The organism is Ensifer sp. LC384 (assembly GCF_001695865.1).
Classification (GTDB): Bacteria; Pseudomonadota; Alphaproteobacteria; order Rhizobiales; family Rhizobiaceae; genus Ensifer.
Genome location: NZ_MBST01000001.1, coordinates 68,327 through 94,274, shown reverse-complemented (window position 1 = coordinate 94,274; position 25,948 = coordinate 68,327). Strand labels below are relative to the sequence as shown.

Annotated in this window: 28 protein-coding genes; 16 read left to right on the top strand and 12 right to left on the bottom strand. The window is 62.8% G+C overall.

Features of this window, described 5'->3' with window-relative positions:
* Positions 1-236: 236 nt before the first annotated feature.
* Positions 237-1,259 carry a LacI family DNA-binding transcriptional regulator gene (locus tag BC363_RS00495; RefSeq protein WP_202618510.1) on the bottom strand — a complete coding sequence of 341 codons (1,023 nt, stop codon included), beginning with the start codon at positions 1,257-1,259 and terminating at the stop codon, positions 237-239.
* Between the two features lie 196 nt (positions 1,260-1,455).
* On the opposite strand from BC363_RS00495, the gene BC363_RS00490 reads away from it, so the two are divergent.
* From BC363_RS00490 to BC363_RS00480, 3 genes are read left to right on the top strand one after another with little or no spacing between them, the layout of a single operon-like run.
* Complete coding sequence (locus BC363_RS00490) at positions 1,456-2,364, top strand: sugar phosphate isomerase/epimerase (RefSeq protein WP_065786895.1); 909 nt, start codon at positions 1,456-1,458, stop codon at positions 2,362-2,364.
* Between the two features lie 40 nt (positions 2,365-2,404).
* Positions 2,405-3,325 (top strand): TIM barrel protein, encoded by a 921-nt coding sequence (locus tag BC363_RS00485; protein ID WP_065786896.1) that lies wholly within the window; start codon positions 2,405-2,407, stop codon positions 3,323-3,325.
* Between the two features lie 43 nt (positions 3,326-3,368).
* On the top strand, positions 3,369-4,532 hold the full coding sequence (locus BC363_RS00480) for a Gfo/Idh/MocA family oxidoreductase (protein WP_065786897.1): 1,164 nt from the start codon (positions 3,369-3,371) through the stop codon (positions 4,530-4,532).
* A 52-nt stretch (positions 4,533-4,584) separates the two neighbouring features.
* Here the strand turns inward: BC363_RS00480 and BC363_RS00475 are convergent, their stop codons facing one another.
* Positions 4,585-4,968: a hypothetical protein gene (locus BC363_RS00475; RefSeq protein ID WP_065786898.1), complete on the bottom strand. Its 384-nt coding sequence runs from the start codon at positions 4,966-4,968 to the stop codon at positions 4,585-4,587.
* Positions 4,969-5,162: 194 nt separating this feature from the next.
* Here BC363_RS00475 and BC363_RS00470 point away from each other — a divergent pair, with 194 nt between their 5' ends.
* From BC363_RS00470 to BC363_RS00455, 4 genes are all read left to right on the top strand, one after another.
* Positions 5,163-5,795, top strand: a complete 633-nt coding sequence (locus tag BC363_RS00470) for a LysE family translocator (protein ID WP_065786899.1) — start codon at positions 5,163-5,165, stop codon at positions 5,793-5,795.
* A 135-nt stretch (positions 5,796-5,930) separates the two neighbouring features.
* Positions 5,931-6,866, top strand: coding sequence for a helix-turn-helix domain-containing GNAT family N-acetyltransferase (locus BC363_RS00465; RefSeq protein ID WP_065786900.1), 936 nt, complete (start codon positions 5,931-5,933; stop codon positions 6,864-6,866).
* A 167-nt stretch (positions 6,867-7,033) separates the two neighbouring features.
* Positions 7,034-7,960, top strand: a complete 927-nt coding sequence (locus tag BC363_RS00460; protein WP_065786901.1) for an MYG1 family protein — start codon at positions 7,034-7,036, stop codon at positions 7,958-7,960.
* Positions 7,961-8,012: 52 nt separating this feature from the next.
* A complete protein-coding gene (locus tag BC363_RS00455) occupies positions 8,013-8,831 on the top strand; it encodes an arginase family protein (RefSeq protein WP_065786902.1) in 819 nt (272 codons plus the stop codon).
* Between the two features lie 51 nt (positions 8,832-8,882).
* On the opposite strand, the gene BC363_RS00450 is transcribed toward BC363_RS00455, so the two are convergent.
* Positions 8,883-10,679, bottom strand: a complete 1,797-nt coding sequence (locus BC363_RS00450) for an adenylate/guanylate cyclase domain-containing protein (protein ID WP_065786903.1) — start codon at positions 10,677-10,679, stop codon at positions 8,883-8,885.
* A 159-nt stretch (positions 10,680-10,838) separates the two neighbouring features.
* Here BC363_RS00450 and BC363_RS00445 point away from each other — a divergent pair, with 159 nt between their 5' ends.
* The 3 genes from BC363_RS00445 (at position 10,839) to BC363_RS00435 (ending at position 13,794) form a co-directional block, all read left to right on the top strand.
* Complete coding sequence (locus BC363_RS00445) at positions 10,839-11,498, top strand: peroxiredoxin (RefSeq protein ID WP_065787041.1); 660 nt, start codon at positions 10,839-10,841, stop codon at positions 11,496-11,498.
* 157 nt (positions 11,499-11,655) lie between these two features.
* Positions 11,656-12,714, top strand: a complete 1,059-nt coding sequence (locus BC363_RS00440) for an MBL fold metallo-hydrolase (protein WP_065786904.1) — start codon at positions 11,656-11,658, stop codon at positions 12,712-12,714.
* An 870-nt stretch (positions 12,715-13,584) separates the two neighbouring features.
* Entirely contained in the window at positions 13,585-13,794 is a 210-nt protein-coding gene (locus tag BC363_RS00435; RefSeq protein ID WP_025427573.1) for a cold-shock protein, read from the top strand.
* Positions 13,795-13,941: 147 nt separating this feature from the next.
* On the opposite strand, the gene BC363_RS00430 is transcribed toward BC363_RS00435, so the two are convergent.
* The 7 genes from BC363_RS00430 to BC363_RS34070 form a co-directional block, all read right to left on the bottom strand.
* Positions 13,942-14,340: a hypothetical protein gene (locus BC363_RS00430; RefSeq protein WP_065786905.1), complete on the bottom strand. Its 399-nt coding sequence runs from the start codon at positions 14,338-14,340 to the stop codon at positions 13,942-13,944.
* A 69-nt stretch (positions 14,341-14,409) separates the two neighbouring features.
* On the bottom strand, positions 14,410-14,640 hold the full coding sequence (locus BC363_RS00425) for a hypothetical protein (RefSeq protein WP_065786906.1): 231 nt from the start codon (positions 14,638-14,640) through the stop codon (positions 14,410-14,412).
* A 42-nt stretch (positions 14,641-14,682) separates the two neighbouring features.
* Positions 14,683-14,916, bottom strand: coding sequence for a hypothetical protein (locus BC363_RS00420; protein ID WP_065786907.1), 234 nt, complete (start codon positions 14,914-14,916; stop codon positions 14,683-14,685).
* Between the two features lie 22 nt (positions 14,917-14,938).
* Positions 14,939-15,139 carry a hypothetical protein gene (locus tag BC363_RS34075; protein WP_065786908.1) on the bottom strand — a complete coding sequence of 67 codons (201 nt, stop codon included), beginning with the start codon at positions 15,137-15,139 and terminating at the stop codon, positions 14,939-14,941.
* A 13-nt stretch (positions 15,140-15,152) separates the two neighbouring features.
* The gene (locus BC363_RS00415) at positions 15,153-15,368 is read right to left on the bottom strand and encodes a hypothetical protein (protein WP_065786909.1); all 216 of its coding nucleotides are present in this window, start codon (positions 15,366-15,368) and stop codon (positions 15,153-15,155) included.
* A 14-nt stretch (positions 15,369-15,382) separates the two neighbouring features.
* Positions 15,383-15,670 carry a hypothetical protein gene (locus BC363_RS00410; RefSeq protein WP_065786910.1) on the bottom strand — a complete coding sequence of 96 codons (288 nt, stop codon included), beginning with the start codon at positions 15,668-15,670 and terminating at the stop codon, positions 15,383-15,385.
* Between the two features lie 69 nt (positions 15,671-15,739).
* The gene (locus BC363_RS34070) at positions 15,740-16,093 is read right to left on the bottom strand and encodes a cold shock domain-containing protein (protein ID WP_141690192.1); all 354 of its coding nucleotides are present in this window, start codon (positions 16,091-16,093) and stop codon (positions 15,740-15,742) included.
* Between the two features lie 355 nt (positions 16,094-16,448).
* On the opposite strand from BC363_RS34070, the gene BC363_RS00400 reads away from it, so the two are divergent.
* The 4 genes from BC363_RS00400 to BC363_RS00385 all read left to right on the top strand — a co-directional run bounded on the left by BC363_RS00400 (position 16,449) and on the right by BC363_RS00385 (position 20,171).
* Positions 16,449-17,402 (top strand): glycine betaine ABC transporter substrate-binding protein, encoded by a 954-nt coding sequence (locus BC363_RS00400; RefSeq protein WP_065787043.1) that lies wholly within the window; start codon positions 16,449-16,451, stop codon positions 17,400-17,402.
* Between the two features lie 47 nt (positions 17,403-17,449).
* Positions 17,450-18,109 carry a L,D-transpeptidase gene (locus BC363_RS00395; RefSeq protein ID WP_065787044.1) on the top strand — a complete coding sequence of 220 codons (660 nt, stop codon included), beginning with the start codon at positions 17,450-17,452 and terminating at the stop codon, positions 18,107-18,109.
* A 178-nt stretch (positions 18,110-18,287) separates the two neighbouring features.
* A complete protein-coding gene (locus BC363_RS00390) occupies positions 18,288-18,593 on the top strand; it encodes a hypothetical protein (RefSeq protein WP_244519778.1) in 306 nt (101 codons plus the stop codon).
* 642 nt (positions 18,594-19,235) lie between these two features.
* Positions 19,236-20,171 (top strand): EamA family transporter, encoded by a 936-nt coding sequence (locus tag BC363_RS00385; RefSeq protein ID WP_065787046.1) that lies wholly within the window; start codon positions 19,236-19,238, stop codon positions 20,169-20,171.
* A gap of 650 nt (positions 20,172-20,821) precedes the next feature.
* Here BC363_RS00385 and BC363_RS00380 read toward each other — a convergent pair.
* Positions 20,822-21,406, bottom strand: a complete 585-nt coding sequence (locus BC363_RS00380; protein WP_244519789.1) for a class I SAM-dependent methyltransferase — start codon at positions 21,404-21,406, stop codon at positions 20,822-20,824.
* A gap of 383 nt (positions 21,407-21,789) precedes the next feature.
* On the opposite strand from BC363_RS00380, the gene BC363_RS00375 reads away from it, so the two are divergent.
* Positions 21,790-22,422 carry a glutathione S-transferase family protein gene (locus tag BC363_RS00375; RefSeq protein WP_083223741.1) on the top strand — a complete coding sequence of 211 codons (633 nt, stop codon included), beginning with the start codon at positions 21,790-21,792 and terminating at the stop codon, positions 22,420-22,422.
* A gap of 112 nt (positions 22,423-22,534) precedes the next feature.
* Here the strand turns inward: BC363_RS00375 and BC363_RS00370 are convergent, their stop codons facing one another.
* Entirely contained in the window at positions 22,535-24,163 is a 1,629-nt protein-coding gene (locus BC363_RS00370) for an arylsulfatase (protein WP_065786911.1), read from the bottom strand.
* 339 nt (positions 24,164-24,502) lie between these two features.
* On the opposite strand from BC363_RS00370, the gene BC363_RS00365 reads away from it, so the two are divergent.
* Positions 24,503-25,732 carry a PLP-dependent aminotransferase family protein gene (locus BC363_RS00365; RefSeq protein ID WP_065786912.1) on the top strand — a complete coding sequence of 410 codons (1,230 nt, stop codon included), beginning with the start codon at positions 24,503-24,505 and terminating at the stop codon, positions 25,730-25,732.
* Positions 25,733-25,948 lie beyond the last annotated feature (216 nt).

The window sequence follows — 25,948 nt, the reverse complement described above, 5'->3', positions numbered from 1 at the left end:
CTAATATAGTCAGGGCGACCGTCAAGGCAACCTGGCCAAGGCATTTTTGAGTGGATAGAGCGGCACCACCGGCCGGCCAGACCCCGGTCGCTCCTGAGAAAAATCGTTTGGAAACCTTACGATACGGGGCCTTGGTCGAGGCAGCCGCCCCCCGAAAAAAAGTGCGCTGAGCGCGCGCTTCGGATGGGAAATGGCACTGTTTTCGACGCAGATACTGGCCGCAGGCGGGTGTTCGATCAAAGATTTTCCGAGGTGACGGTCAGGAAGCGTACGGGCTCGGTGCTGACCTCCACCTCCATGAGGCCGAGACTTTTCAGGGTCAGGTCGATCGAGCGCCGGGCCTGGATCTCGGGCGCCTGGTCGAGCACGATCGACATCAGCCGTTGGCGCAGGTAGCGCCGCGTCTGCTCGGTCAGTTCATGGCCGACCCAGAAGATTTTGGCGTCGGCCCCACTCTTCAGCGCATTGGCCTTCAGTACCTTGGCGACGCCGTTGTTGTCGCCGCCGGCGCTGTAGACGCCGATGATATCGGGGTCGCGGGCAAGGGCTCTGCCGAGAAGCTCCATCGCATCGTGTTCGTCGTCGCGGTCGAACATCACTTGCGTGAAGCGGTGAGCCGCGTCGCCCTGCTCGTCGAGATAGGTGGAGAAGCCGCGAATGCGTTCCTTGTGGTTCTCGTAGGCGCCGCTATGGCAGAGCGCGACGAAGGAACCGGTACGCGCCGAAAGCATCTGCGACATGTAGTGGGCGGCCGTGCGCCCGGCAGCGTAGTTGTCGATGCCGACATAGGGCAGTTCCGGCGCCGGACGGGTCATGATCTGGACGACGGGAATGCCGAGGCTTGCCGCCTTTCTGACGCTCTCGACCACATCGGGATGGTCCGGGGCCACGACGATCAGCGCCGAGCGTCGCAGTTTCGGGGTGGCGATGATGCGGACAAAATCGACCGGGTCGTTTTCGCGGGCAAAGGTGCGGTGGACGGCGATGCTGTGGTCGAGCGAGGCGGCGATGCGCTCGAAGGCCTGGTTCATGCGCGAGTAGAAACTGGTCTCCGGCCGAACGAGTATGACCTCGATGCGGATGATGCCGCGATGGCTTTCCGGCAGCGTGCGGCCGTAACCGAGCCTTCTGGCGGCGAGCAGGACTTTTTCGACCGTTTCGGGCCGCACCCCGCCGCGACCGTTCAAGACGCGCTCGACCGTGGCCGTGCCGACGCCGGCTGCTGCCGCCACATCCTTCAACGTCGCTTTTGCCACCATCACCTCCAAATCTTCGATCGCAGATCAGCACTCGATGCCAGTGTCGTCAATGATCAAATTTGATCACCGAAGCATTGGAGCCGGGCCGGGGGCAGGGCTATCCTGCAGGCAATTCGGGAGGAGAGACCGAAGTTCGAAACGATCCCGCGAAGGATCATCCGCCGGCAGGGATGCGCGGCGATGATGGAGGAGCACCATGAAAATCGCACTCGACCCCCATATGCACCGTCATCTCGGGCTCAGCGAGCTTTGCCGCAAGGCGGCCGAGCTCGGCTACGACCACATCGAACTGTCGCCGCGCGACGACTTCCTGCCCTGGTGGGTGCGGCCGCGGGCGCACAAGGAGCGTATCGCCGAGTTCAAATCGGCGTTGAAGGACCATGGCGTCAAGCTCGCATCCCTGCTGCCGATGTATCGTTGGGCTAGCCCGCATGAGGACGAGCGCCAGGCCGCGGTGCGCTACTGGAAGGAAGCGATCCGCATCGCCGTCGAGATGGATTGCGACACCATGAATTCGGAGTTCGGCCGCGGGCCTTCGCCGGATCGCGGCCACCGGTTGAGCTGCTGCGGCGGCATGCATACGCATGAACACAGCGAGGCGGCCTGGTGGCGGTCGATCGAGGAACTGGTGCCGGTCTTCGAGAAGGAAGGCGTGACGCTCAACATGGAGCCGCATCCGGAGGACTGGTGCGAGACGCTGCATCCGGCGATCGACATGCTGAAGACGATCGGCTCGAAAAACGTCAAATTCCTCTATTGCGCGCCGCACACTTTCTATTTCGGTGATGACATGGCGAAGATGATCCGCGATGCCGGGCCGCTGATCGCCCATGTGCATGTGGCCGACACCTACAATCACAAGGCCTCCTCGGGCCTGCGCTACATCGTCAACCCGCCGGGCGCCAAGGTGACGATCCACCAGCATATGGACATGTACCAGGGCGAGATCGACTGGGACGTGTTCTTCTCCTCGCTCGCCGAAGTCGGCTTCGACGGCATCGTCACGGCCTGCGTCTTCGGCTGGGAGGAACGTGCGGATGCTTCCGGCAAGTTCATGCGCGCCGAGATCCAGAAATACGTCGACAAATACTGGACGCGCGGCTGACGCGAAGCCTGTCATCATCATCCAATTAGGGAATGAAGCCGTGAGCATCACGATCACGACCGCCCCCTGCTGCTGGGGCGTGGACGACGTCAACAACCCCAACCTGCCGGCCTGGAGCCGCGTGTTCGACGAGGCGGCGGCCGCCGGCTATGGCGGGCTCGAGCTCGGGCCTTACGGCTATGTGCCGCTCGACGACCGGCTGGTTGCCGCGGCACTTGCCGAACGCAACCTCTTCATCGTCGCCGGCACGATCTTCGACGATCTGGTTTCGTCTGATAATCGCGACAACCTTCTGCGTCAGACGGACGAGATCTGCGCCGTCATCACCCGGCTGCCGCAACCGCCACAGGTGGCCGGCCAGAGGTTTGCAACGCCTTACCTCACCGTCATGGACTGGGGCCATGACGAGCGGGACTATGCGGCCGGGCATTTCGACCGCGCGCCGCGACTTTCCGATGAGGCCTGGGCGGGCATGGTCGCCAACATCAAGGCGATCGCCGAGCGCGCCAGCGGATATGGCGTGCGCGCCGTGATCCACCCCCATGCCGGCGGCCATATCGAATTTGCCGACGAGATCGAGCGCATCGCCCGCGATGTGCCGCTGGAGATCGCCGGCTTCTGCCTCGATACCGGCCACACCTATTACGCCGGCATGGACCCGGTGGAGACGCTGCGGCGCTTTGCCGACCGGCTCGATTATGTGCATTTCAAGGATATCGACCAGGCGGTGTTCGACCGGGTGATGGGCGAAAAAATCCGCTTCTTCGAGGCCTGCGCTCAAGGGGTGATGTGCCCGATCGGTCGAGGGGTGATCGACTATCCCGCCGTCGGCCAAGCGCTGGAGGAGATCGGCTACCACGGCTTCATCACGGTGGAGCAGGAGCGCGATCCGAGAAGCGTGGCCGGCAGCCTCGCGGACGTCAGGGAAAGCCGCGACTATCTGCGTTCGGTCGGGTTTTGAAACTGGCACGCACCCAACGCTCAAGCACACAGGAAAAAAGATCATGACGGAAACGAAGAGAAGGCCGATCCGCTGGGCAATGGTGGGCGGCGGGCGCGGCAGCCAGATCGGCTCGATCCACCGCTCGGCGGCGCTGAGGGACAATACGTTCGAGCTGGTGGCCGGCGCCTTCGACATCGATGCCGAGCGCGGCCGCGCCTTCGGCCTCGATCTCGGCCTCGACGCAGCGCGCAGCTATGCCGACTATGCGACGATGTTTTCCGCCGAGGCCAGCAGGCCCGACGGCATCGAGGCGGTATCGATCGCCACGCCCAACAACACCCATTTCGCCATCTGCAAGGCGGCGCTCGAGCATGACCTGCATGTGGTCTGCGAAAAGCCGCTCTGCTTTACCGTTGCGGAGGCGCAGGAGCTGAAGGCGCTGTCTGAGGCGCGCGACCGCATCGTCGGCGTGACCTATGGTTATGCCGGCCACCAGATGATCGAGCAGGCCCGCGCCATGGTGAGGCATGGCGATCTCGGCGAGATCCGCATCGTCAACCTGCAGTTCGCCCATGGCTTCCACAGCGCCGCCGTCGAGCAGCAGAATCCTTCGACCCGCTGGCGCGTCGACCCGAGACTTGCCGGGCCGAGCTATGTGCTCGGCGATGTCGGAACGCACCCGCTCTACCTCTCCGAGGTGATCCTGCCGCATCTGAAGATCAAGCGGCTGATGTGCACGCGGCAAAGCTTCGTCAAGAGCCGGGCACCGCTCGAGGACAATGCGGTAACGCTGATGGAATACGACAACGGCGCCATCGCCACCGTCTGGTCGAGCGCCGTCAATGCCGGCTCGATGCACGGGCAGAAGGTGCGCATCGTCGGCTCCAGGGCCAGCATCGAATGGTGGGACGAGCGGCCGAACCAGCTTTCCTACGAGATCCAGGGCGAGCCGGTGCGCATCCTCGAGCGCGGCATGGACTATCTCTACCCGGAGGCCCGCATCGACGACCGCATCGGCGGCGGCCACCCGGAGGGCCTGTTCGAGGCCTGGGCCAATCTCTATCGCCGCTTCGCCCTGGCGATCGGCGGCAAGCGGGGCCTTACGCCCGAGGGGCTCGACGACCTCGTCTTCCCCGGCATCGATGCCGGGCTCGAGGGCGTGCGCTGGGTGGAGAACTGCGTGCGCTCGGCCGACGCCGGCGGCATCTGGGTGGATTATCGCTAAGGCGACTGGGCGGGCCCGCACCTAAACCAAGGCGCAGGCCTGCCTATGTCGATCAGCGAAGGGACGTGCAGCCCTTGACGTGAGGCGCCTTGACGCGGCCCGCCTGAAGGTCGCTCCAGAGCGGGAGTGACGGATCGGGACCGCCCAACGACGCCTCGAAGGTGGCGCGATCCAGCTTGACCAGGCGCCCGCCGGCAGTAATGCTCACCAGCTGTTTCTTGTTCACGACGGCTATGCTGACATTCATGCGGCAGAAAAACCGCTTGTCGCCGTTGGAGGCGATCCAGCCCTGTGAACCGGACTTGTTCTTCGTGAGCTTGCTGACTTTATAGCCCTGCTTTTCGAGCTGGGCCAAGGATTCCGCCTTGGCCAGGCCCGGGATGAGGGCAAAGCCGATCGCCGCGGCGGCGAGCACTTGCTTGACTGAAATGAACATTGAGTTTCAACCCCTGATTATAATGAGACGCCGCCCTCTACGTTCGAATCGTGCCGCGTTCAACTTGCATTTGTCGCGTTGCTTAACGCCGAAGGCCGGTGCAGCCGTGGGCTTCCATTCCTCGTTCGCTCCGGCCTTGCCATTCCCACGAATCCGGCTAAACCGAAATTCCGGCCACCTCAAAGGAAGATGTCATGCCGGATTTCTCTACACTTCTATTTTTCGCCGCCGCGTCGCTGGTGCTGACCGCCACGCCCGGTCCCGATATGCTGCTGATCGCTTCACGCAGCGTCAGCCAGGGGCAGGGGGCGGGGTTCCTTACCTATGCCGGCATCGCGCTCGGCACCTATTGCCATGCGCTTGCCGCAGCGCTCGGGTTGTCGCACCTGATCGCCACCGTACCGATCGCCTATGAGATCGTGCGCTGGGCCGGGTGCGCCTATCTCCTCTATCTCGCCTGGAAGACCTGGCGCTCGCAGGCGATCGATTTTTCCCCGACCTCGTCGCTGAAACGCCTGTCGCTCAGGCGGATTTTTGGCGAGGGACTGCTGACCAACCTGCTCAACCCGAAGATGGCGCTGTTCGTGCTGGCACTGTTTCCGCAGTTCATCCGGCCCGAAAACGGCGCAATGATCGTGCAGACGCTGGTGCTGGCGACGGTGCTGAACGGCATCGGCTTTCTGGTCAACGGCGCGGTGATCCTGCTCGGCGGCCAGATCCGCAGCCGGCTTTCGGCACCCGCCCGTTTCAGAAAACTGCCGCAATATCTGCTCGCCACCGTCTTTGCCGGGCTTGCCTGCCGGCTGGCGCTCGGGGCCAGGAATTAAGAGCCGCGCGACCGGCCATCGGTTCGGCGGATTCCCCCGAGGCCGATAATTGCGCGCACGGTGCCCGGTCGCGTTTCATGTTGACTCAATCAACAGATAGTTGTTGATTGAGTCAACTTAGGCTGGATCATCCCCATGACACTCACCATCGATCACCCTGACGTGGCGGCGCTGCGCGCCTTCAACCGCCTCTATACCAACCGTCTCGGCCTCTTGAACGCCCATCTCGACCAGAGCCCGTTCACGCTCACCGAAGCGCGTATCCTCTACGAGCTTGCCCACCGGCAAGAGCCGACGGCGGCTGAGCTGATGCGCATACTTCAGGTCGATCGCGCCCAGCTGAGCCGCACGCTGAAGCGGTTTGCCGATCGCGGGCTGGTCGAGAAGTCGGACCATCCCGAGGGCGGTCGCCGCCAGCCGATCTCGCTGACCCCGGCCGGACGCACCACCTTCGCAGCCCTGGAGCAGAACACCCGCGAGGCCATTGGCGCGCTGCTCGATACCTTGCCGCCGGCCGAGCGCAAGCGCCTGATCGCGGCCACCGGCACCATCAGCGAGATCCTTGAGCAAAGGGCGGCAGGCGAACTGCTGCTGCGCGATCTGAGGCCGGGCGATCTCGGGTGGATCATCCACCGCCAGACCGTTCTCTACGTTCAGGAATATGGCTGGAACCAGGAGTATGAGGCGCTCGCCTCGCGCATCCTTGCGGATTTCGTGCAATCCTTCGACCCGGCCCGCGAGGCAGCCTGGATCGCCGAGATCGACGGGCGCGTCGTCGGCTCGATCTTCCTCGTGGCCGGCGACAAGTCCGGCGTGGCCAAGCTCCGGCTGCTCTATGTCGAGCCGGATGCGCGCGGCCGGGGTGTCGGGGCGGCACTGGTTGATGCCTGCATCGGCCGTGCCCGCACTGTCGGCTATCACACGCTTGTACTTTGGACCAACAGCGTGCTGACCTCGGCCCGCCGCATCTACGAGCGCGCCGGCTTCACGCTCCTCGAGGAAGCGCCGCACCATTCCTTCGGCAAGGACCTGGTGGGCCAGACCTGGTCGCTCGACCTCGGGCAGGGGTGAAACGAGAGGCGGCCAACTGCCGGACCGAGCCACGGACGCCGAAGGCGGCCCATAAGCTGGAATAAGTGAGTGATGGGTTGAGATGGTATCCGGCAAGGGCTATCTGGTGCCAACGGCAAACGCCCTCGGGCGGACATTCCTCAGAAAACCACAAGGCGCACCTCGGCATGATCCCAGATTTCCTCGTCACCCATTCCGGTGGCTTCCATGCCGATGAGCTGCTGTCGAGCGTCATCCTGACCCGGCTGTTTCCGCAGGCGCGCATCATTCGCAGCCGGGCGCCGGAGTGGATCACGCCAGGCGGCGACCGCATCATCTACGACGTCGGCGGCGCCTATGACGCCGCAGCCGGGATTTTCGATCACCACCAGCGCGGCGCCCCGCTACGCGACGACGGCCAGCCCTATAGCTCGTTCGGCTTGATCTGGAAGCATTATGGCCGCGATTATCTCGCTGCCTCCGATGTCCCGCACGCGCATGTCGAGGCGATGCACGCCTCGTTCGACAGGAGCTTCGTGCTGCCGGTCGATCTGGTGGACAACGGCGCGCTCAGCCCGTCCGTTGCCGGGCCGCTTGCCGGGCTGACGCTGCCGGCGCTCCTGGAAACCTTGAAGCCGGTTTTCGACGAGACCGATCCCGGGGCCGATGATCGCGCCTTCCATTCAGCACTCGCCATCGCCCGGAGTTTCGTCGAGGCCAGCATTGGGCGCAGCGCCGCAAAGTTGCGGGCCGAAGCCGTCGTGCACCAGGCGATCGTCGAAACGGGCGAAGGCCGCGTGCTGGAGCTTCCGATGGGCATGCCGTTCCGCCCCGCCATCGTGAAGGCGGGCGCCGATCACCTGCTGTTCGTCGTTCACCCGCGCGACAAGGACTGGTGCCTGACCGGCATCCGCCGCGCCGACGAAGGGTTCGAGCTGCGCGCCGACCTGCCGGCCGCCTGGGCGGGCCTGACCAACGGTGACCTGGAGGCCGCCTGCGGCGTTGAGGGTGCAAGCTTCTGCCACAACGGCCGCTTCATCGCCGCCGCCAAAACCCGCGAGGCGGCGCTCGCCATGGCGGAACTGGCGGTAACGGAGGCTGTTGCAGCCGGGTGAGGTTTGGGTCGACAGCCCTCGGAAACTCTGGGCGGAGGATTAGGGCGTTCAAATGAGCATCGCATATACGGTTTTTCAGGGACGTGCAGGGGACCACAATGATCTGGCGATGCCGGGAGCGAGAGCCATCGGCGAAGCGCTGGAACGGAAAACGGGTATCCAGCCCGTCGTGGTCGGCAACCCCGAACCGGCTCTGAATATCGGCTGGCGCGACGAACTGGATGCTGCGATGCCTGCGCTTCGCCAAGTGCAGGCAAGGTTTGACGAGGTATTCGCCAGCGGCGGCGTTTCGATCGCCGCGACCAGCCGCTGCGCCGTTTCATCGGCGACTTTGCCTGCCGTCGCAAAACACCATCCTTCGGCCTGCATCGTCTGGTTCGACTCCCATGCCGATCTCAACACGCCCGAGGCCACGACGACCGGCTACCTCGGTGGCCTCGCGCTTGCCGGGCCCACCGGACTTTGGGAGTCCGGCCTCGGGACAGGGCTCGGGCTTGATCGGATCGTTCTGGTGGGCCAGCGCGACCTCGATCCGTTCGAAGAGGACCTGATCGAACGCCATGCGATCCCGCATATCAAGCCGCAGGACGACCTCGTGGCGGGCCTGCAGAAGGCGATCGCTGGCCGGCCGGTCTATGTGCATCTCGATTGCGACGTCCTGAATCCGGGCATCGTCCCCACCGACTACGTGCATGAAGGCGGACTGTCGCTGGACGACCTGCGCCGCTGCTGCGAGGTGATCGCCCAGCATCCCGTGATCGGTATCGAGATTGCCGAGTTCCAGAATTCCTGGACGCCGACCGGCGAGGCCGTGTCTCCTCAACCGCTGCTGGATACGCTTCAGCCGATCCTGTCCAAGCGAGATACTTGATCGACGGTAACAGGCTTGGCGGCAATTGGGCACACGAGCAACCCGCCCCCCTCACGCCACCAGCCCCGCCTTGCGCAGTCCCTCGACACGGCGTTCGAAATCGTCCGGGTTGCGGAAGGGCAGGACGCGGCGGCGGCGGGCGATGGAGAAATTGGGGTTGAGTTCGAGCGCCCGGTTCCACGCCTGGCGGCTTTGCTCCGGCCGGCCGAGGTGGCCGTGGCAGGAGGCGAGCAGGGCATAGGCGGTTTCCGAATGCGGGTTTCGCATCAGCCGGGCCTCGATCGCCAGGATCGCCGTTTCGTAATTGCCGAGCGAAAAGTGGGCGTCGCCGAGGAACTGCAGCAGCACTTCAGGATAGAGCGGGTCGAGCCGCATGGAGATTTCGAGTTCGTCGAGCGCTGCCTTCGGATCGCCGGAGAAGATCAGCGCGTGGGCAAGCGCCATGTGAAGCTGCGCCGAGCTGGGTGCAAGCGCCAGCCCCAGTTGCGCCTCCTCTTTCGCGCGATCCAGCTCTCTCATCCACATGCAGGCGATGCTGAGCGAGCAGTGGCCGTCAGGCTGGTCGTTGGCCATTGCTACGGCCCGCTCGGCAAGCGCCCGGCCGGTGCGCAACGACTGCTCGGGGTCGGCGCTCCAGTCGTTGACGTAGTCGAGCACGTGGGTGAAGGCGATGAGCGCATGGGCTGCGGCATAGTCCGGGTCGATGGCGATGGCGGCTTCGGCCAGGCTGCGCCCGGCGGCATTGGCGAGAAGGGTGTGCACTGATGCCTGCTCGCGGCCGCGCAGCAGCAGCTCGTAGGCCTTGACGTCGACGGGGCGGCCGCCGGCGAGCCGGCCCTGGTCGCCGCCCGTCAGCTGGACTTTCAGCGCCGTGACGATCTCCCGCGTCAGTTCGTCCTGAACGGCAAAAATATCGGTGAGATCGCGGTCGAAGCGGTTGGCCCAGACGTGGCCGCCGTCATGGGCATCGATCAATTGCGCGGTGACGCGCACGCGGTTGCCGGCCTTGCGCACGCTGCCCTCTAGCACGTAGCGCACGCCGAGCGCCTTGGCGACCTCCGGCACGGAGACGGCGGCGTTCTTGTAGACGAAGGACGAGTTGCGGGCGATGACATGCAGCTCCGGCAGCCGGGAGAGATCGGTGATGATGTCCTCGCTGATGCCGTCGGAGAAATATTCCTGCTCGGCATCGCCGCTCATGTTGTCGAAGGCGAGCACGGCGATGGAGGGCTTTTCGGGCAGGTGGTACGAGGACGGCGGCTGCGGCTGCGGCTGTACCTGTACCGGCGAGGGGACCGGCGCCGGGCCATCGGCCCCACGCGCAAGGCCGATCTCCAGCGCATAGATCCGGATCGGCTCGACGATGTTCTTCAGCTGCGTGGCGCCGAGGTCGGTCGCGGCCAGATCCAGCCGCGCCTTCACCTGGCGGTAGGCATCCTCGGAAAGACAGATCGAGCCGGGGCGGGCGATGCCTTCCAGCCGCGAGGCGATATTGACGCCATCGCCCATCAGGTCGCCGTCACTTTCCTCGACGACGTCGCCGAGGTGAATGCCGATGCGGAACTCGATGCGGCGATCCTCGGGCACGCCGGCATTGCGCTCCAGCATGGCGCTCTGCACCTCGATGGCGCAGCGCACGGCATCGACGACGCTGCGGAACTCGATGAGGCTGCCATCGCCGGTGCGCTTGACGATGCGGCCGTTGTAGACGGCGATGGTGGGGTCGATCAGGTCGCTGCGAAGCGTGCGCAGCCGCGCCAGGATGCGCTCTTCGTCGAGGCCGGCCAGCCGGCTGTAGCCGACCACGTCAGCGACAAGGATGGCCGCAATTTTCCGCGTATCGCTCATGGACGCCCGCTCCGACTGACGCCAGATTACCACAGCGGCAAGGCGGCCGCCTCTCGTCTCTCTACCTCTTCTTTAGAAGTTGCCTATCGCATCAAAAGTGGCAAACTTCGTACCTTGTATGGCTGAGGCCAGAATATCATTCAAACGATGGGGTCTATCGTGACACTTGCAATCAACGACATCGCACCGGATTTCCAGGCGGAAACCACGGAAGGCAAGATCCAGTTCCATGACTGGATCGGCGATTCCTGGGCTGTCCTGTTCTCGCATCCGAAGGATTTCACACCCGTCTGCACCACCGAACTCGGCTACATGGCCAAGATCAAGCCGGAATTCGACCGGCGCGGGGTAAAGATCATCGGGCTTTCCGTCGATCCGCTCGACCGCCACGCCGGCTGGGTCGCCGACATCGCCGAAACGCAGGGCGCCGAGCCGAACTTTCCGATGATCGCCGACGTCGACTACAACGTATCGAAGCTCTACGGCATGCTGCCGGCGCCGGTATCGGGCGACCCGACGCAGCGCACCGCGGCCGATAACCAGACCGTGCGCAACGTCTTCGTCGTCGGGCCGGACAAGAAGGTCAAGCTGATCCTGGTCTATCCGATGACCACGGGCCGCAACTTCGACGAGGTGCTGCGGGTGATCGACTCGCTGCAGCTGACGGCCAAGCACAAGGTGGCGACGCCGGTGAACTGGAAGCACGGCGACGACGTGATCATCGCCGGCTCGGTCAGCGACGAGGAAGCCAAGCAGAAATATCCGGAGGGCTGGCGTGCGCCAAAGCCCTATATCCGGATCGTGCCGCAGCCTCAGTAATCGCCGGGGGCGGCCTGCCGCGCCCGCGCACTGCATGACGATCCTCGATCGGAGCCGATCTTGGGAAGGATCATGCAGCCGTTTTTGAAGCATGACAGCATCGTGCGGATCAGATCCGCCACGCACGATGCTGCAGGTTCGTGCAAGGGAGAAGCCGATGATCTTTCGTCAACTCTTCGACAGCACCTCCGGCACCTACACCTACCTCATTGCCAGCCGGCAGGGCGGTGAGGCGCTGATCATCGATCCGGTTCTGGAAAAGGTCGACCGCTACCTGCAGCTGGTGCGCGAGCTCGACCTGAAACTGGTCAAGGCGGTCGATACCCATCTGCATGCCGACCACATCACCGGGCTGGGCGCGCTGCGCGACCGCACCCATTGCATCACCGTCATGGGCGAGCAGTCGATGGCCGATGTGGTCTCCATGCGGGTGGCGGAGGGGGACCGCGTCGCGATCGAGGGCTTGAGCCTCGATGTGCTCTACACGCCCGGCCATACGGACGACAGCTATTCGTTCCTGACCGGCGGCCGGGTTTTTACCGGCGACACGCTGCTCATCCGCGGCACCGGGCGCACGGACTTCCAGAACGGCGACCCGCGCCAGCAATATGATTCCATCTTCAACAAGCTGCTGAAGCTGCCCGACGACACGCTGGTCTATCCGGCCCATGACTACAAGGGCGACACGGTCTCGACCATCGGCGAGGAAAAGCGGTTCAATCCGCGCCTGAAGGTGCAATCGGTCGACGAATATGTCGACCTGATGAACAATCTCAAGCTGCCGAACCCGAAGATGATGGATGTGGCGGTGCCGGCCAACATCCATGTCGGGCTGCACCAGGAGGAGATCGCGCGCAAGGGCTGGGCGGTTTCGGCCGTCGAAGCCGTGGCACTGAGAGGACGCGCGGATGTGGCGATCGTCGACCTGCGCGAAAAGGCGGAGCGGGAAAAGCACGGGGCCATCCCCGGCGCGCTGCATGCGCCCTATCCGGAGCTGCAGGAAAATATCGGCGCCGGCGGCATGCTGCACGAACTGGCGCTTGCGACGGGCAAGCGCATCGTCTTTTATTGCGCCTTCGGCGAACGCTCGGCAATGGCGGTCGAGGCGGCGCAAGCCGCCGGACTGATCAGCGCCTGCCATATCGAGGGCGGCATCGATGCCTGGAAAAAGGCAAACGGGCCGCTGGTGCGCTACAGCGCCGCGCGTCAGACATGACGCGCAAAGGACGCTGTAACGCTCTAAACTTGCTGCATAATCTTTTCCTTAAATCGGATCCGATTTAAGGAGTTATGCAGGAGCCGGAAGGGGTGGGGCACGAGGCGAGTTTATCGGCAGATCTGTGCTCGTCACAGGGACCAGCCGTGCTGCGTGCGCGGAGCTATGGAGCCGAAGACAGCGCTTCCGCAAAAGAGTGATCCCGCCGCCGCCGGCGTATCGGCGTGGATTCCTGTGACGAGCAAAGGAATGAGGGAGCGCGGACGCCGGCGAAATACGGGTACGGGCGCGATGGCGGAGGAGCAGGGAAGGCAGGTGGCGTGCCGGCCGCTGCCGATGATTTTTCGAGCTGTTACCTTGGGAACACCTGCCGGCTGCGACGTCGGCTAATATCCAACACATGCAAGGCAATGACCTTTGCCAAGAGCAATGCGAACCATCTGATCGCCTCCCAGTCAGGTGGTTCACGTGATCCCGACGAGCCTCCCCGTCGGTGATCCGCATCTGCCGAAGACCCGTCGCGTGCTGACCGCGGCGGGTCTTTCTCGTTTGGCCCGTCGTGTGGCATCAGTAGCGCGCCTGCCGGCCGCTGCGACACTTGAATCTGCGGCACAAGGGCCCGCGGCCCGCTAGGCTGCTGCGAATTATGCCATCCAATTGCTCCGCAAACGCCATACGTATTTCCATAGTCGATATCGCTCCTTGCTAAGAACACAATGTGTCTGTAAAGGATCCGCCATCGATCTTGCTTGCTGAGCTTTGTTTTCTCGCCGACCGGCGTTCAAGCTGACCTTTCCTCTCAAAATCGATCTTACTGCCGTGTCCGGTCCAGAGCCGGGCGGCGAACTTTTTGATTGAAAGGAAATTCTTATGAATACTGGAACCGTAAAGTTCTTCAACACCACCAAGGGTTTTGGCTTCATCGCTCCGGACGACGGCGCAACCGACGTTTTCGTGCACGCTTCTGCCGTTGAACGCGCCGGCATGAGCTCGCTCGTCGAAGGCCAGAAGGTCCGTTTCGACATCGTTCGCGATGCACGTTCGGGCAAGAGCGCTGCCGACAACCTGTCTGCTGCGTAATCACCGATATTTCGTCTCTGGTCTTTGACCACGGATGTACTGGCACTGGCCATTGAGACGATATTGAGAAGGTCGGGATTTCCCGGCCTTTTTCTTTGCGCGTCATTCAGCCCGCAGTCGTTGCGGGTTCCGCCGTCTGCTCTTCAATTATTCGAATGTCTCCTTGGAGCCGTCATCATAGACGACCGCGTGCACGCACGTGTGGGTGGTGATGTCTTCTGCATTGACCTTCAGGAGCCGCTCGATGGTGAAGGGCCCCCAGACCCGCGTGTCCGTGAAGCTGCCGCGGGCGGGAATGGCGATATCTCTATCGATGACCAGTGGACCGATCGTGGCGCCCAACCTGTCGGTAAAGCCCAGTTGCGCATCGAGCATGCGGATGCCTTTTGCGGCGCTGGAGCGAACGGTGAAGGACAGCTCGTTCATGTGGCTGTCGATCGGTTTTATCGACCATGTTGAGATTGTCAGCAGGCCGTCGTTGCAGGCGGACAGGGCTGACGACGAGCCGGCCAGAGCCAGGGCAAGACCCAGAAGGACGCGACGCATGCACTTTTCTCCGGTTGCGGGAGGGCAAGAAGATATTGTGGCTGCTCACCCGCTGGGCGTGATTGGCGCTCATGGGTCTGCGATGTGGTGAAGGTAGAAGGAATGGGCTGCCGCCAGCAGGGATTTCTCCGTCGAAAGCGGCCCGCTAAACGCCGCCATCAGAAATCGGGCGAGGTGTTCGGATCGGGTCCCCTCTCGCGGGATGTCGTATTCGATGCAGATGGCCTCGAAGACGCGACGGAGCATGTCGATCTCCGCATCGGTCAGGGCGGCAACAATTTCTGCGGAAACTCCGTGCATGTGTATTTTCCTCGGTGCCTATGTTGGCGAGCGGATTGCCGCTCAATGCGTGTTCAGGATCGTCAGAGCCTTGTCTGCGTTGCGACGATTGAGGCCGGTCATGGTCCATGGCCCGATATGCGCCGGTGTGCCGGTGAAGACGTGATAGATCGTCCAGGATCCGTCCGCTTCGACGCGTCGGCCGAACTGGTAGAGATCGCCGCTCTGACGCGGCGGGCCGCCTTGGGCCTGCCAGCCCAGGAGCGTGTGTTTTTGCTGTTCGTGGCTCATGTTCATGTCAAATCCTGCTTGTTGCGGGTCATAAAAGGCGATGTCGCTCCAATGTCTCACGGCCGCGCCGCAATTTGACGGCGCGCACGTTCTCGCCTTTCTGTTCACCGTCCGACATGGATTTCGGCTTTCGGGCAGACGTCTTTCGAGTGATCGGCTTGCTGGTGGGGGCCATTGCCGGCGCGCCCCTCCATTGGAGCAGTTGCTTCAGTTTTCCGTAGTAGGTCATGGTGGTTCCTTTGTTAGTGGCGGGGCATGCCCCACTCGATCGGCTCCAGGTTTTCCTCTTTGCTGACGCGGTCCTGACCAAGCTCGTCGTTGCGAATTCGGTACTGGGGCTGGCTGTCGCGGACCGGCATGATGGCGGTGATGCGGTAGGTTTCCGCGGCATTCGGCGAGATATGGCTGCGATCCCTGAGGCGGACCGATAATCCAACGGCGAAGCGATGTGCGGACATTGGTTCTTGACCTTTTAGGGTTGGAATGCCCGGGTGGGAGCATGCTTGGCGTGGTCGATCGCGATGATGCGATCGAGCTCTTCCGGCGCGATCGCGACCAGGCGCATGCGTTGGCCATTGCCCGCGGTCGCCGGCACCTTGATGAACGTGGCGACGCGGTGATAGGCGAGCCACGAAATGCCTTCGATCAGTTCTTCGTCATCATCCACCTCATAGTCGCCGGCCGCGAGCAGTCCTTCGATATCGGGCAGCCGGAAGGGTTCGCTGAAGTGGATCGTGCGGTGCTTGGTTCTGCTGAACATGACGTCTCCTTCCGACGCCGGCATTTGCTCGGCGTTGCGGCCATGACAATCGGTTCGTTGTCGACTGCGTCAGAGCCGCAGGTTGCGGGCGGCGATGCGCCCTTTTTCGTCTTTCCAAATCTCGAAGCGGAAAGTCTGGCCCGGAAAGATCGATTTGATGCCAGATCTATAGAGCGCCCGCGCATCGACATAGACTGCGCGGCTGCCGTCTTCCGGCTGAACAAAGCCGTAACCACGGTTGAAGTCGAAACGCATGATCGTTCCTGTGATCATGTCGGCACACGGCGTTGGAGGAATGCCGAGCGTGCGCGGCGCGCACACTTCAACGCTCGAAAAGGGGAGAGATGGCGGGTCGAAAGCCTCTGACGCCGCGAAAAGCCAAGCTGGCCAATGTCGATGAAACACTGTGAGCTTTAATTGCACCTAATGCAAGGTCGCCGCGAATTCGGCCAAAGGTTCATGGATTCGATCGGCGCCAGCCGCAGCGCGATAGCCGATACGCCAGACCTTGCCGGGCTGGGGACAACCGCCGGCTGGTCGAAATAATCACAGCCGTTTCAACGTCCGGTGTAACCGGGCGTTGACGGACGTCGATCCTGTAGGCATCCTGCCGGCCAAAGAAGACAAGGCGGCGGAAAACGCCGCCGGGCCGCGAGACGGCCCGACCACGGAACAGTTGCATTCGATAGGGCGCGGGCATCGCCCGCCGCACAAGCTGGTTTTCATACGCATTCGCAAGTCATTCAGGTCGATCGGTCAAAGCTGTTCGGAGGGGACTGTGAAAAGACGTCTAGAGTTCTGCATGTCCGCCTGCCTGGTGCTCGCGCTCGGTTCTGCTGCTCCTGTTGCGGCGGCCGATCTGGTGATTGCCATGCCCAATTGGCCGTCCGGCCAGGCGACGGCAAATATCCTCAAGGTCAGCATCGCCAAGAAATTCGGCCTTAATGCCGAGGTCAAGGAGCTCGGCACGCTCAACGCCTTCGTCGGCTTCGAGACCGGCGAGGTCGATATCCAGCCGGAAGTCTGGCAGCCCAATTTCGGCGACATCGTCAAGAAATATGTGACGGACAAGGGCGTTGCGACCCTGAGCGCGCGCAGCGTGCCGGCCTGGCAGGGGCTCTGCGCCACGCCGGAGGCGGCAGGCACGATCAAGACGATCGCCGATCTCAGCGACCCCGAGAAGACCAGGATCCTCGACACCGACGGCGACGGCAAGGGCGAGCTGTGGATCGGCGCGCCGACCTGGCTTTCGACCGGTATCGAGCGCACCCGGGCCAACAGCTACGGCTACGGCGCCAACCTGACGCTGTTCGAGGCGGAGGAAGAGGTGGCGATGGCAGGTGTCGACGCGGCGATCGCGACGGCGCGGCCGATGGTGTTTTATTGCTACGCGCCGCACCACGTCTTCGAGCTGCACAAGATCGCCCGCATCGAGGAGCCGCCGCACGATCCGGCCAAGTGGAAGATCGTCGGCGCGGACGACCCCCTGTGGATAGCCAAGTCGACGGCTGCGACCTCCTGGGACGCGGCGCATTTCCAGATCGCCTATGCCACCGGCTTCGGCAAGAAACACCCCGATATCGCCAAGTTCCTCGATCAGGTCGATTTCTCGCCCGAGGAGGTGACGAAGATGAGCTACGCGCTGGAGGTCGAGCGGCAGGCGCCGGCCGACTACGCGAAGAAGTGGGTGGACGACAACGCGGCACGCATCGACGGGTGGGCGAAACAATGACGACGACACCGGATCGAAACGCAGCCGATGCAGGAAGCTCCAAGTTCATGACCCGGGCGCGCAAGCTTGGGCTGGTGATGCTGGCCGCGGGCCTGTGCCTCGGGCCGCTTGCGGCGCTGGCGCAGACCCAGATCTACGACGCCAGAACCAAGAAATGGGTCAATTACGACAAGAAGAAAGCGCGGCAGTACTATGCCCGCAACAACCAGCTGCCGGAGGCCTTTCGCCGGCAGGTGGTGACATTCCGCACGGCGGAAAAGCCGGGCACGATCATCATCGACGGCAACCAGCACTTTCTCTATCTGGTCCAGCCCGGCGGGCAGGCGATCCGCTACGGCATCGGCGTCGGGCGCGAGGGGTTTGGCTGGGCTGGCATCGTGCGCGTCGGGCGCACGGCGGAGTGGCCGACCTGGACGCCGCCGGCCGAAATGGTGGCGCGTGATCCCAATGCGGCGAAATGGGCAGCCGGCATGCCCGGCGGGCCGGACAACCCGCTCGGCGCCCGGGCGCTCTATCTCTATGAGGGCGACGCCGATACGATCTACCGCATCCACGGGACGGTGGAGCCCTGGACCATCGGGCTCGACGTCTCGTCCGGCTGCATCCGCATGAACAATGACGACGTCACCGACCTGCATTCGCGGGTCGAGGTCGGCGCCAAGGTGATCGTGCTGATGCAGGGTGCGGCACTCTACAAGGGTGTCTGACCAGGCAGCCCGGCGGGAGCGAACCTGAGGTGGCGCTGCCGGCTGGACCTGTCACGCCGATTGCCTTGAGGTGGGACTGTTTGAAAGGAAGCTGCCAGCCGATCTTTGGGGCAAAGGGCGGGCAGGGCAGCGGGCTACAGGATCTGAAAGGGGAGGATTTTTGGTGATCGAGGGGATGATGCATTCAAAGCGTTGGCTTCTGGCGGCAGGCACTGGCCTTGCACTTCTCGGCGGATGCCAGTCGCCACCGAAACCCGAGGAGATGGCGCGCACGAGCCTGCAGACGGCACCCGCCGATCTGCAACTGATCTGCGCCAACGCGGCTGCGGGCACCGCACAGGTCGACAGCAGCAAGGTTCTGCCCACAAGTTCACGCCAGCTGGATGCGGCCTCCTACAGCGTCGATCTCGACGCCGGCGGGCGCAAGTTCAACTGTATCGTCGACAGCAACGGCAGCGTGAAGTCGGTCCAGCCGGTCGCCTAGAGCATTTTCAGGAAAAGTGCGAAGCGGTTTTCCGTTACAGCGCCGCGCGTCTTATCAGACGCGCAAAGGTCGCTGTAGCACCTTGAATTGCTTCATGTTTTTATCCTTAAGTCAGGTAGGATTTAAGGAAACATGCAGCAGGAAATGCGTAAAACAGGAAGATAGAGCGTTTCTGCGACTCCACCCGAACCGGAAACGCTCTGACGCGGCGCATGAGGGCGGCTACTGCATAATTCCTTAAATCGGAATCGATTTAAGGACAAAATTATGCAGCAACTCAAAGTGTTACAGCGACCTTTGCGCGTCTAAATAGACGCGCGGCGCTGTAGATGCTTCCGTTCGATGTGGTGCGCCTGTCGTCGACCCGAAATCGCCGGGCGGTTTCGGATCTCGCTTGTCGCGTACAGCGAGACAGGGCGTGCAAGCGGCGCTCTGCTGCTTTGGGTTTCCGCAGCACTTCTCCTTGAGCCAGAGCCAGTTTGAAATGCGGCATAAGTAGCCTGCGGAGCGGGTTGAACTGGACATGGGAGTGATAACGCAACACGGCGCCACGTCGCATTTCCGTTACCCGTTGGCCGTATCCGGCAGCGCAGAACTCCGCTTCCGTGCGAAAACAAGCGCTTGCGGATGGAGACAAGCGACGTGAAGACGATACCGACGCTGATCGGCTTTCTGGCTATCGTGACCTGGTCATTCCTTGCGCTTCTTTCCACCGCCGCCGGGCCGATCCCGCCGTTTCAGCTGGCGGCGATGACGTTCCTGCTCGGCGGGCTCGTGGGTGTCTCGAGTTGGGTCGTCCGCCCGGCTGCGATAAAGTCGCTGCGCCAGCCATGGCAGGTCTGGGCGCTCGGCACGGCGGGGCTCTGCATCTACCACTGCGCCTATTTCTTCGCGATCCAGTCGGCGCCGCCGGTCGAGGCCAGCCTGATCGCCTATCTGTGGCCATTGCTGATCGTGGTGTTCGCGGCGTTCCTGCCGGGCGAGAGGCTGCAGGCGCACCACATTCTCGGCGTGATCCTCGGTCTGGTCGGCGCCATCCTGGTGATTACCAAGGGCGGCAGCGTCGGGCTGGCCGAGGGCGTGAAGCCCGGCCACCTGATCGCCCTGTTCTGCGCCTTCGTCTGGTCCGGCTATTCCGTTTTGTCCCGTCGCTTCGGCCAGGCGCCGACAGATGTAGTGGCAGGCTATTGCCTGATCACGTCAGCCGTTGCGTTTGCGCTGCATCTGACGCTGGAAACCACCGTCTGGCCGGAGACGTGGGTGCAATGGGCGGCAATCGTCATTCTGGGGGCAATACCACTCGGGGCCGGTTTCTACGCCTGGGACTACGGCTGCAAGCATGGGGATATCATGATCCTCGGCGCTCTGGCCTACGCCGCGCCGCTGCTCTCGGTCATCGTCCTGCTGCTGGCGGGGTTCGGCGTGTTTCATTGGTCGATCGCGGTTGCTTGCGTCCTGATCACGGTCGGGGCTCTGCTTGCGGCCAAGGATATGCTTTTCAAGCGACGGAGGACCGCACCTGCGGCAGAGCCGCAATTCACGGCGGGCCCGAACTCGAAGAGTGCTCAGCGAGACTGAGCGGCAGCCGACGGCGATCCTTGCTTGTTTGACGTGTCGGCCACCAGCTCCGGCATCGGCTTTCAGCCTATCGGGAAACGTTCTTGGCTCCGCGTTGCACGAGACGGCCACAGGTCGCGGCCGCGCGTCTGCAGCCATTGTCAGCCATGACGGGCATGTCGGTAGCACGCCCCCTGGTTGTGGTTTCGGTGATTTTTGACTGGTAATTTGTTTGTGCATTGCAGTATTTTTTCGCTGCATCGCAAGATTTTGTTTCGAAATTGACGTTGATCAATAAAGTATATTTTCCTTAAAACCTTCCCATCGGAACAAAATCATGCTCTCATAGGTTTAGTGGGAAGGAGGATGTATCATGCCAAACATTCTGGAGCACTTTGCACTTTTCGATGCCCTGATCATCGGCGCGATCTGCACGCTTCTAATCCTGAGCTACTTCAGCCGCGAAGCCTAGAATAAGGCTTCGGCCTGAACGGTCCGCATGGATAGGGTCGGGTCACCGGCCTTTGCGTTCTGGTGCTGGACAGCCGGGACCACGGTATCGCAGTGCGGAGCCTGCTGCGGGTGATCTGCTCTTCCTGGATGCCTTTGCCTCTCCACTTTTCGATCAAGGTTGCTGCCGTGCGGCGTGTACGTCTGCACGTTCAGGGGGCTCAAGGTATCGGGCGGTCAGCCGTGGCCGTCACATGCAGCCAGCGGGTCGGCTGGTTGTCGTAGCCGCCGCCATCTGCCTCCTCGATCAGGATATTCGACCATCCCGCCCACTCGAAGCAGGTGCGAAGCCAGGCGGCCGAGGGATAGTTGAAGTAGCGGCCGAAACGGTCATGGCCTTCCCGTTCGCCGGCCTTGAAACTCGCCTGCAGCAGGCCGCCCGACCGCAATGCCCGGTGAACGCGCACCAGCACATCGGGCAATTCGGTGCGTGGCACGTGCAGCAGCGAGGCCTCCGCCCAGACGGCGTCGAACCTCTCGCTCCACTCGATTTCCTGAAAGGTGACGACCTCGACCTTGCGGCCGATCCGCCGCTCGGCGGCCCGCGCCAGTTCCACGGATCCGTCGCAGGGCGTGACCTCAAGTCCGCCCTCGATCAGATGCAGACTGTCGTGGCCGCCGCCGCAGCCGAGATCGAGCACCGCGGCACCGGGCGAGAGCCGGGCGATGAAGGCTGTGAGGCGATCCATCGGCGGCTTACGGTCGCGCGCGGCGTAGGTCTCGGCATTCTCCCGGTAGAAGGCCATGGTGTCGTTGCTGGTTGTCGTCACTTCGGTATTCCCCTTGCGTCGCATCATCCTACAGCGCCGCGCGTCAAATATGACGCGCAAAGGTCGCTGTAGCACTTTGAACTTGCTGCATAATTTTAGCCTTAAATCGGTTCCGATTTAAGGAATTATGCAGTGACCAAATCGGCCATCTTCGCGATGCCGTGCCGCGCAAAGCATTTCGCCGAACAAGGCGAAAGGGGAACCCGCAGCATGCGCTGATCTTTTTAGAAGCCTCTGTCGGATCGGGGTGTCCTGCCGCGTCCTTGGAAAGCGACCACGAAATTGCGATGATGGAAGAAGGGTCGCCGTTCTGACAGTGCGCAGACGCCGCAGTCTGACCGAACCTGAGGAGAGCCAAGATGATGAAACTGTATGGATTTGGTCCGACGCGCTCGCTTCGCGCGCGTTGGGCCCTTCACGAGCTTGATGCGGAATTCGAGTTCATTCCCGTCAGCTTGCTCGCCGGCGAAAACCGTCACCCCGACTTTCTGCGCCTCAACCCCGCCGGAAAGGTTCCGGTGTTGGTCGACGGCGATCTTGTGCTGACGGAATCCGCCGCGATCGTCATGTATCTGGCCGAAAAATATGGCGCCAAGGGGCTGATGCCCGCCGACCTGACGCAGCGGGCGCAGGCCTATCGCTGGTCGCTGTTTGCCGTCACCGAACTTGAACAGCCGCTGTGGCGGATAGCCAAGCACACCTTCCTGTACCCCGAAGACAAGCGCCTGCCCGAAGACATTGCTCTGGCCAAAGAGGAGTTTGTGGCGATGGCGCAGGTGCTTGAGCGCCACATGGATGGGCGCGCGTTCATCGTTGGCGACAGCATGAGCATCGCCGACTGCGTCACCGCCTATGTCATGGACTGGGGCAATGAAGTCGGGCTGATCGATGGTTGCCCCAATCTCAAGGCCTATCTTGAGCGGATGTACACGCGTCCCAAGGCGCCGCAACGGATTGCGGATGCCCTGGCAAGCCTTGAGCCGGTGGATTGATGGGCGTTGTTCGCCAGCGGGCGAAATCGGGGGCGAATGGCCTTCGCCCCCGATGAGGATGGCCTGGAGCGTTTCCGGCGGGGCCGCAGAAACGCTCCATCATCACCGGGCGCTATTTGCTGCCCGAACCGGACAGCTTGGCCATGACCTCGTCGAGGTTGAAGCTCGCCGGCTTCTGGCGGATCGGGAAGTCCTTGAAGCTCTCCAGCCACTTGGCGACCAGCGCCTGCGAGGGCACGAGGATGAAGGCGCGATTGAAGAACCAGGTTTCGTACTCGATCGACTCGTCGCCGCGCTCGAACGGATCGGCCCGCAGGTTGAACAGCTTCGGCGCGCGAAGGGTGGTGAACTCGTCGCGCCAAACGCCGATGCCGGTGCTTTCCTGCGCCTTGAACACCACCTTCCAATCCTGGAAGCGGACGGAGACCAGTTCGCCGTCGTCGTTCCAATAGAGGAACTCGCGACGCGGCGCATCCTTCACCTCTCCCTTGAAGTAGGGCATCAGGTTGTAACCATCGAGGTGCACCTTGAAGGTCTTGCTGCCGGCCTGATAGCCCGCCTTGCACTTCTCGACGATGTCCGCTTCTCCCGCGGCCGCGCAGAAGGTCGGGATGAAGTCGTAGTGCGAGGCGATGTCGTTATAGACGGTGTTCGGCTTGATCACGCCCGGCCAGCGAATGCAGGTCGGCACGCGGTAGCCGCCTTCCCAGTTGGTGGCCTTTTCGCCGCGGAAGGGCGTGTTGCCGCCATCCGGCCAGGTCATCACCTCGGCGCCGTTGTCGGTGGTATAGACGACGATGGTGTTTTCGACGAGGCCGAGATCGTCGAGCTTCTTCAGGAGTTGGCCGACCATGCCGTCATGCTCGACCATGCCGTCGGCATAGATGCCCTTGCCGGTCTTGCCTTCGGATTCAGGCTTGAGGTGGGTGTTGACGTGCATGCGGGTGGAATTGAAGTAGCAGAACCAGGGCTTCTGGGCATTGTGCTGGCGGTCGATGAATTCGAGGGCTGCGGCCAGGAATTCCTCGTCGACCGTTTCCATGCGCTTCTTGGTCAGCGCGCCGGTGTCTTCGATCCTGCCATCGGCATAGGAATGGATGACGCCGCGCGGACCGAAGCGTTTGCGGAATTCCGGGTTCTTCGGATAGTCCGGGTTTTCCGGCTCTTCCTCGGCGTTGAGGTGATAGAGATTGCCGAAGAACTCGTCGAAGCCGTGATTGGTGGGCAGGAACTCGTCCTTGTCGCCAAGATGGTTCTTGCCGAACTGGCCGGTGGCGTAGCCTTGCGCCTTCAGGAGTTCGGCAACCGTCGGATCCTCCGGCTGCAGGCCAGGATCGGCGCCGGGCAGGCCGACCTTGGTGAGGCCGGTGCGGATCGGCGACTGGCCGGTGATGAAGGCGGCGCGGCCGGCCGTGCAGCTCTGCTCGCCATACCAGTCGGTGAACATCGCGCCTTCATTGCCGATGCGGTCGATATTCGGCGTGCGATAACCCATCATGCCGCGGTGGTAGATGCTCGGGTTGAACCAGCCGATATCGTCGCCCATGATCATGAGGATGTTCGGCTTGCCACCGCCGGCCGTGGCCGGCGCGGATTGCTGGGCGCTTGCCGGTGTCGCTGCGCCAGAAGCGGTCAGCGCCGCTGCCGCAAGCGCGCTGCCGGCAAGCAGAAGATCGCGCCGGCTGACGCCCGATGGATGTTCGTTGTTTGATTGATCGCCGTCTCCCTGATGCGTGCTCATGGCGTGTTTCTCCATATCTTTGAGGGATTGAGAATGCGGCCTGTGACTTGCAATGGAAGGCGGGAATGTGCGCCCTGTTCCGGCGGCGGACAAGCCTGTAACAGTTACGTCATGCCTTCGGCGGGGCGCATGCGCGAGGATGCGACCGGTTGCGTCCTGCTGACGTAACGTCGATAGCATGACGTCAAGTGAGGTGCGGCGAGGGTCAAAAATGGCGCGATTTAGGTCAATAACATTGACATAAATTAGCCGCCATGATCCTGTCGAAGGACAAACGAGAATGCGGGACCAAGCCTGGAGGCGCTGCCCCGCTCCAATAATCCTTGAGGAAACGACCCAATGCTGGACTGGGACCATATATTCGCGACGCGCTCTAGCCGGATGCGCGCCTCGGAAATCCGCGAACTGTTGAAACTGCTCGACCGCCCCGACATCATCTCGTTTGCCGGCGGCATTCCCGATCCCGAGCTGTTTCCGGATGTGGAGTTCAGGGATGCCTATGCGGAGATCTTCGCCGGCCCGGCCGTAAGCGCAGCACTTCAATATTCGGTCAGCGAGGGCTACAAGCCGCTGCGCGAATGGCTCGCCAAGCAGATGGAAGCGCTCGGCATTCCCGCCACCGTCGACAACATTTTCATCACCTCCGGTTCGCAGCAGGGCCTCGACTATATCGGCAAGCTGTTCCTGTCGCCGAACGACACCGCGCTCGTCACCTGGCCGACCTATCTCGGCGCGCTGCAGGCGTTCAACGCCTATGAGCCGCATTACGACCAGCTGAATCCCGGCGGCAACCGCACGCCTGCGGCCTATGCCGAGGCCGCGAAAGCCGCCGGCGGCCGCGTCAAGTTCGCCTATCTCTCGGCCGACTTCTCCAACCCGACGGGCGAAACGGTGGACCGGGCAGGGCGCGAACGCGTGCTGGATCTGGCCGAAGAGCTCGACATCGCCGTCATCGAAGACGCGGCCTACCAGTCGCTGCGCTACGACGGCGAGGCGATCCCGCCGATCCTGGCGCTGGAAATCGCGCGCAAGGGCGACATCAACAACACCCGCACAGTCTATTGCGGCTCGTTCTCCAAGACGCTGGCGCCGGGCCTGCGCGTCGGCTGGGTCTGCGCCGCGGAACCGGTGATCCGCAAGCTCGTTCTCCTCAAGCAGGCGGCCGACCTGCATTCCTCGACCATCAACCAGATGGCGATCTGCACCGTTGCCGAGCGTGGTTTCGAGGCGCAGGTCGCCAAGATCCACAGGGTCTACAAGCACCGTCGCAGCGCCATGCTGGCCGCCCTTGAAAAGTACATGCCCGATGGCGTGACCTGGACCAAGCCCGAAGGCGGCATGTTCGTCTGGGTGACGTTGCCCAAGGGCATGGACGGCACCGCACTGCTGGCCAAATCGCTCGAGACGGCCAAGGTCGCCTTCGTGCCGGGCCGCGCCTTCTTTGCCGATGGTTCGGGCGAGAACACGCTGCGCGTCTCGTTCTCCTGCGCCAACGACAAGATGATCGAAGAGGGCATCCGCCGTCTCGGCGATCTCGTGCGCGGCGAAGCGGCGGCACTGGCCGCCTGACGGCCCGGTTTGTCTCCAAAGGCGCGTCGGCTGAAGCCGGCGCGCCTTTTTCGTTGTGCGGGCCGGTGGCGGCGTACAGCGCCGCGCGTCAAATATGACGCGCAAAGGACGCTGTAACGCTTTAAACTTGCTGCATAATTTTCTCCTTAAATCGATTCCGATTTAAGGAATTATGCAGTAGCGTCTCGGCCGCAATCGCCGGCGTGCCGAAGGTGC

Bases quoted from the DNA above. Each gene is read 5' to 3' on its own strand.
- BC363_RS00490 (WP_065786895.1), top strand. From the start codon at position 1,456: ATGAAAATCGCACTCGACCCCCATATGCACCGTCATCTCGGGCTCAGC.
- BC363_RS00375 (WP_083223741.1), top strand. From the start codon at position 21,790: ATGATGAAACTGTATGGATTTGGTCCGACGCGCTCGCTTCGCGCGCGT.
- BC363_RS00430 (WP_065786905.1), bottom strand. From the start codon at position 14,340: ATGCGTCGCGTCCTTCTGGGTCTTGCCCTGGCTCTGGCCGGCTCGTCG.
- BC363_RS00475 (WP_065786898.1), bottom strand. From the start codon at position 4,968: ATGTTCATTTCAGTCAAGCAAGTGCTCGCCGCCGCGGCGATCGGCTTT.
- BC363_RS00450 (WP_065786903.1), bottom strand. From the start codon at position 10,679: ATGAGCGATACGCGGAAAATTGCGGCCATCCTTGTCGCTGACGTGGTC.
- BC363_RS00365 (WP_065786912.1), top strand. From the start codon at position 24,503: ATGCTGGACTGGGACCATATATTCGCGACGCGCTCTAGCCGGATGCGC.
- BC363_RS00460 (WP_065786901.1), top strand. From the start codon at position 7,034: ATGATCCCAGATTTCCTCGTCACCCATTCCGGTGGCTTCCATGCCGAT.
- BC363_RS00495 (WP_202618510.1), bottom strand. From the start codon at position 1,259: ATGGTGGCAAAAGCGACGTTGAAGGATGTGGCGGCAGCAGCCGGCGTC.
- BC363_RS00380 (WP_244519789.1), bottom strand. From the start codon at position 21,406: ATGGCCTTCTACCGGGAGAATGCCGAGACCTACGCCGCGCGCGACCGT.
- BC363_RS00465 (WP_065786900.1), top strand. From the start codon at position 5,931: ATGACACTCACCATCGATCACCCTGACGTGGCGGCGCTGCGCGCCTTC.
- BC363_RS00410 (WP_065786910.1), bottom strand. From the start codon at position 15,670: ATGTTCAGCAGAACCAAGCACCGCACGATCCACTTCAGCGAACCCTTC.
- BC363_RS00470 (WP_065786899.1), top strand. From the start codon at position 5,163: ATGCCGGATTTCTCTACACTTCTATTTTTCGCCGCCGCGTCGCTGGTG.
- BC363_RS00425 (WP_065786906.1), bottom strand. From the start codon at position 14,640: ATGCACGGAGTTTCCGCAGAAATTGTTGCCGCCCTGACCGATGCGGAG.
- BC363_RS34075 (WP_065786908.1), bottom strand. From the start codon at position 15,139: ATGACCTACTACGGAAAACTGAAGCAACTGCTCCAATGGAGGGGCGCG.
- BC363_RS00435 (WP_025427573.1), top strand. From the start codon at position 13,585: ATGAATACTGGAACCGTAAAGTTCTTCAACACCACCAAGGGTTTTGGC.
- BC363_RS00440 (WP_065786904.1), top strand. From the start codon at position 11,656: ATGATCTTTCGTCAACTCTTCGACAGCACCTCCGGCACCTACACCTAC.
- BC363_RS00455 (WP_065786902.1), top strand. From the start codon at position 8,013: ATGAGCATCGCATATACGGTTTTTCAGGGACGTGCAGGGGACCACAAT.
- BC363_RS00370 (WP_065786911.1), bottom strand. From the start codon at position 24,163: ATGAGCACGCATCAGGGAGACGGCGATCAATCAAACAACGAACATCCA.
- BC363_RS00420 (WP_065786907.1), bottom strand. From the start codon at position 14,916: ATGAACATGAGCCACGAACAGCAAAAACACACGCTCCTGGGCTGGCAG.
- BC363_RS00390 (WP_244519778.1), top strand. From the start codon at position 18,288: ATGCATTCAAAGCGTTGGCTTCTGGCGGCAGGCACTGGCCTTGCACTT.
- BC363_RS00480 (WP_065786897.1), top strand. From the start codon at position 3,369: ATGACGGAAACGAAGAGAAGGCCGATCCGCTGGGCAATGGTGGGCGGC.
- BC363_RS00415 (WP_065786909.1), bottom strand. From the start codon at position 15,368: ATGTCCGCACATCGCTTCGCCGTTGGATTATCGGTCCGCCTCAGGGAT.
- BC363_RS00395 (WP_065787044.1), top strand. From the start codon at position 17,450: ATGACCCGGGCGCGCAAGCTTGGGCTGGTGATGCTGGCCGCGGGCCTG.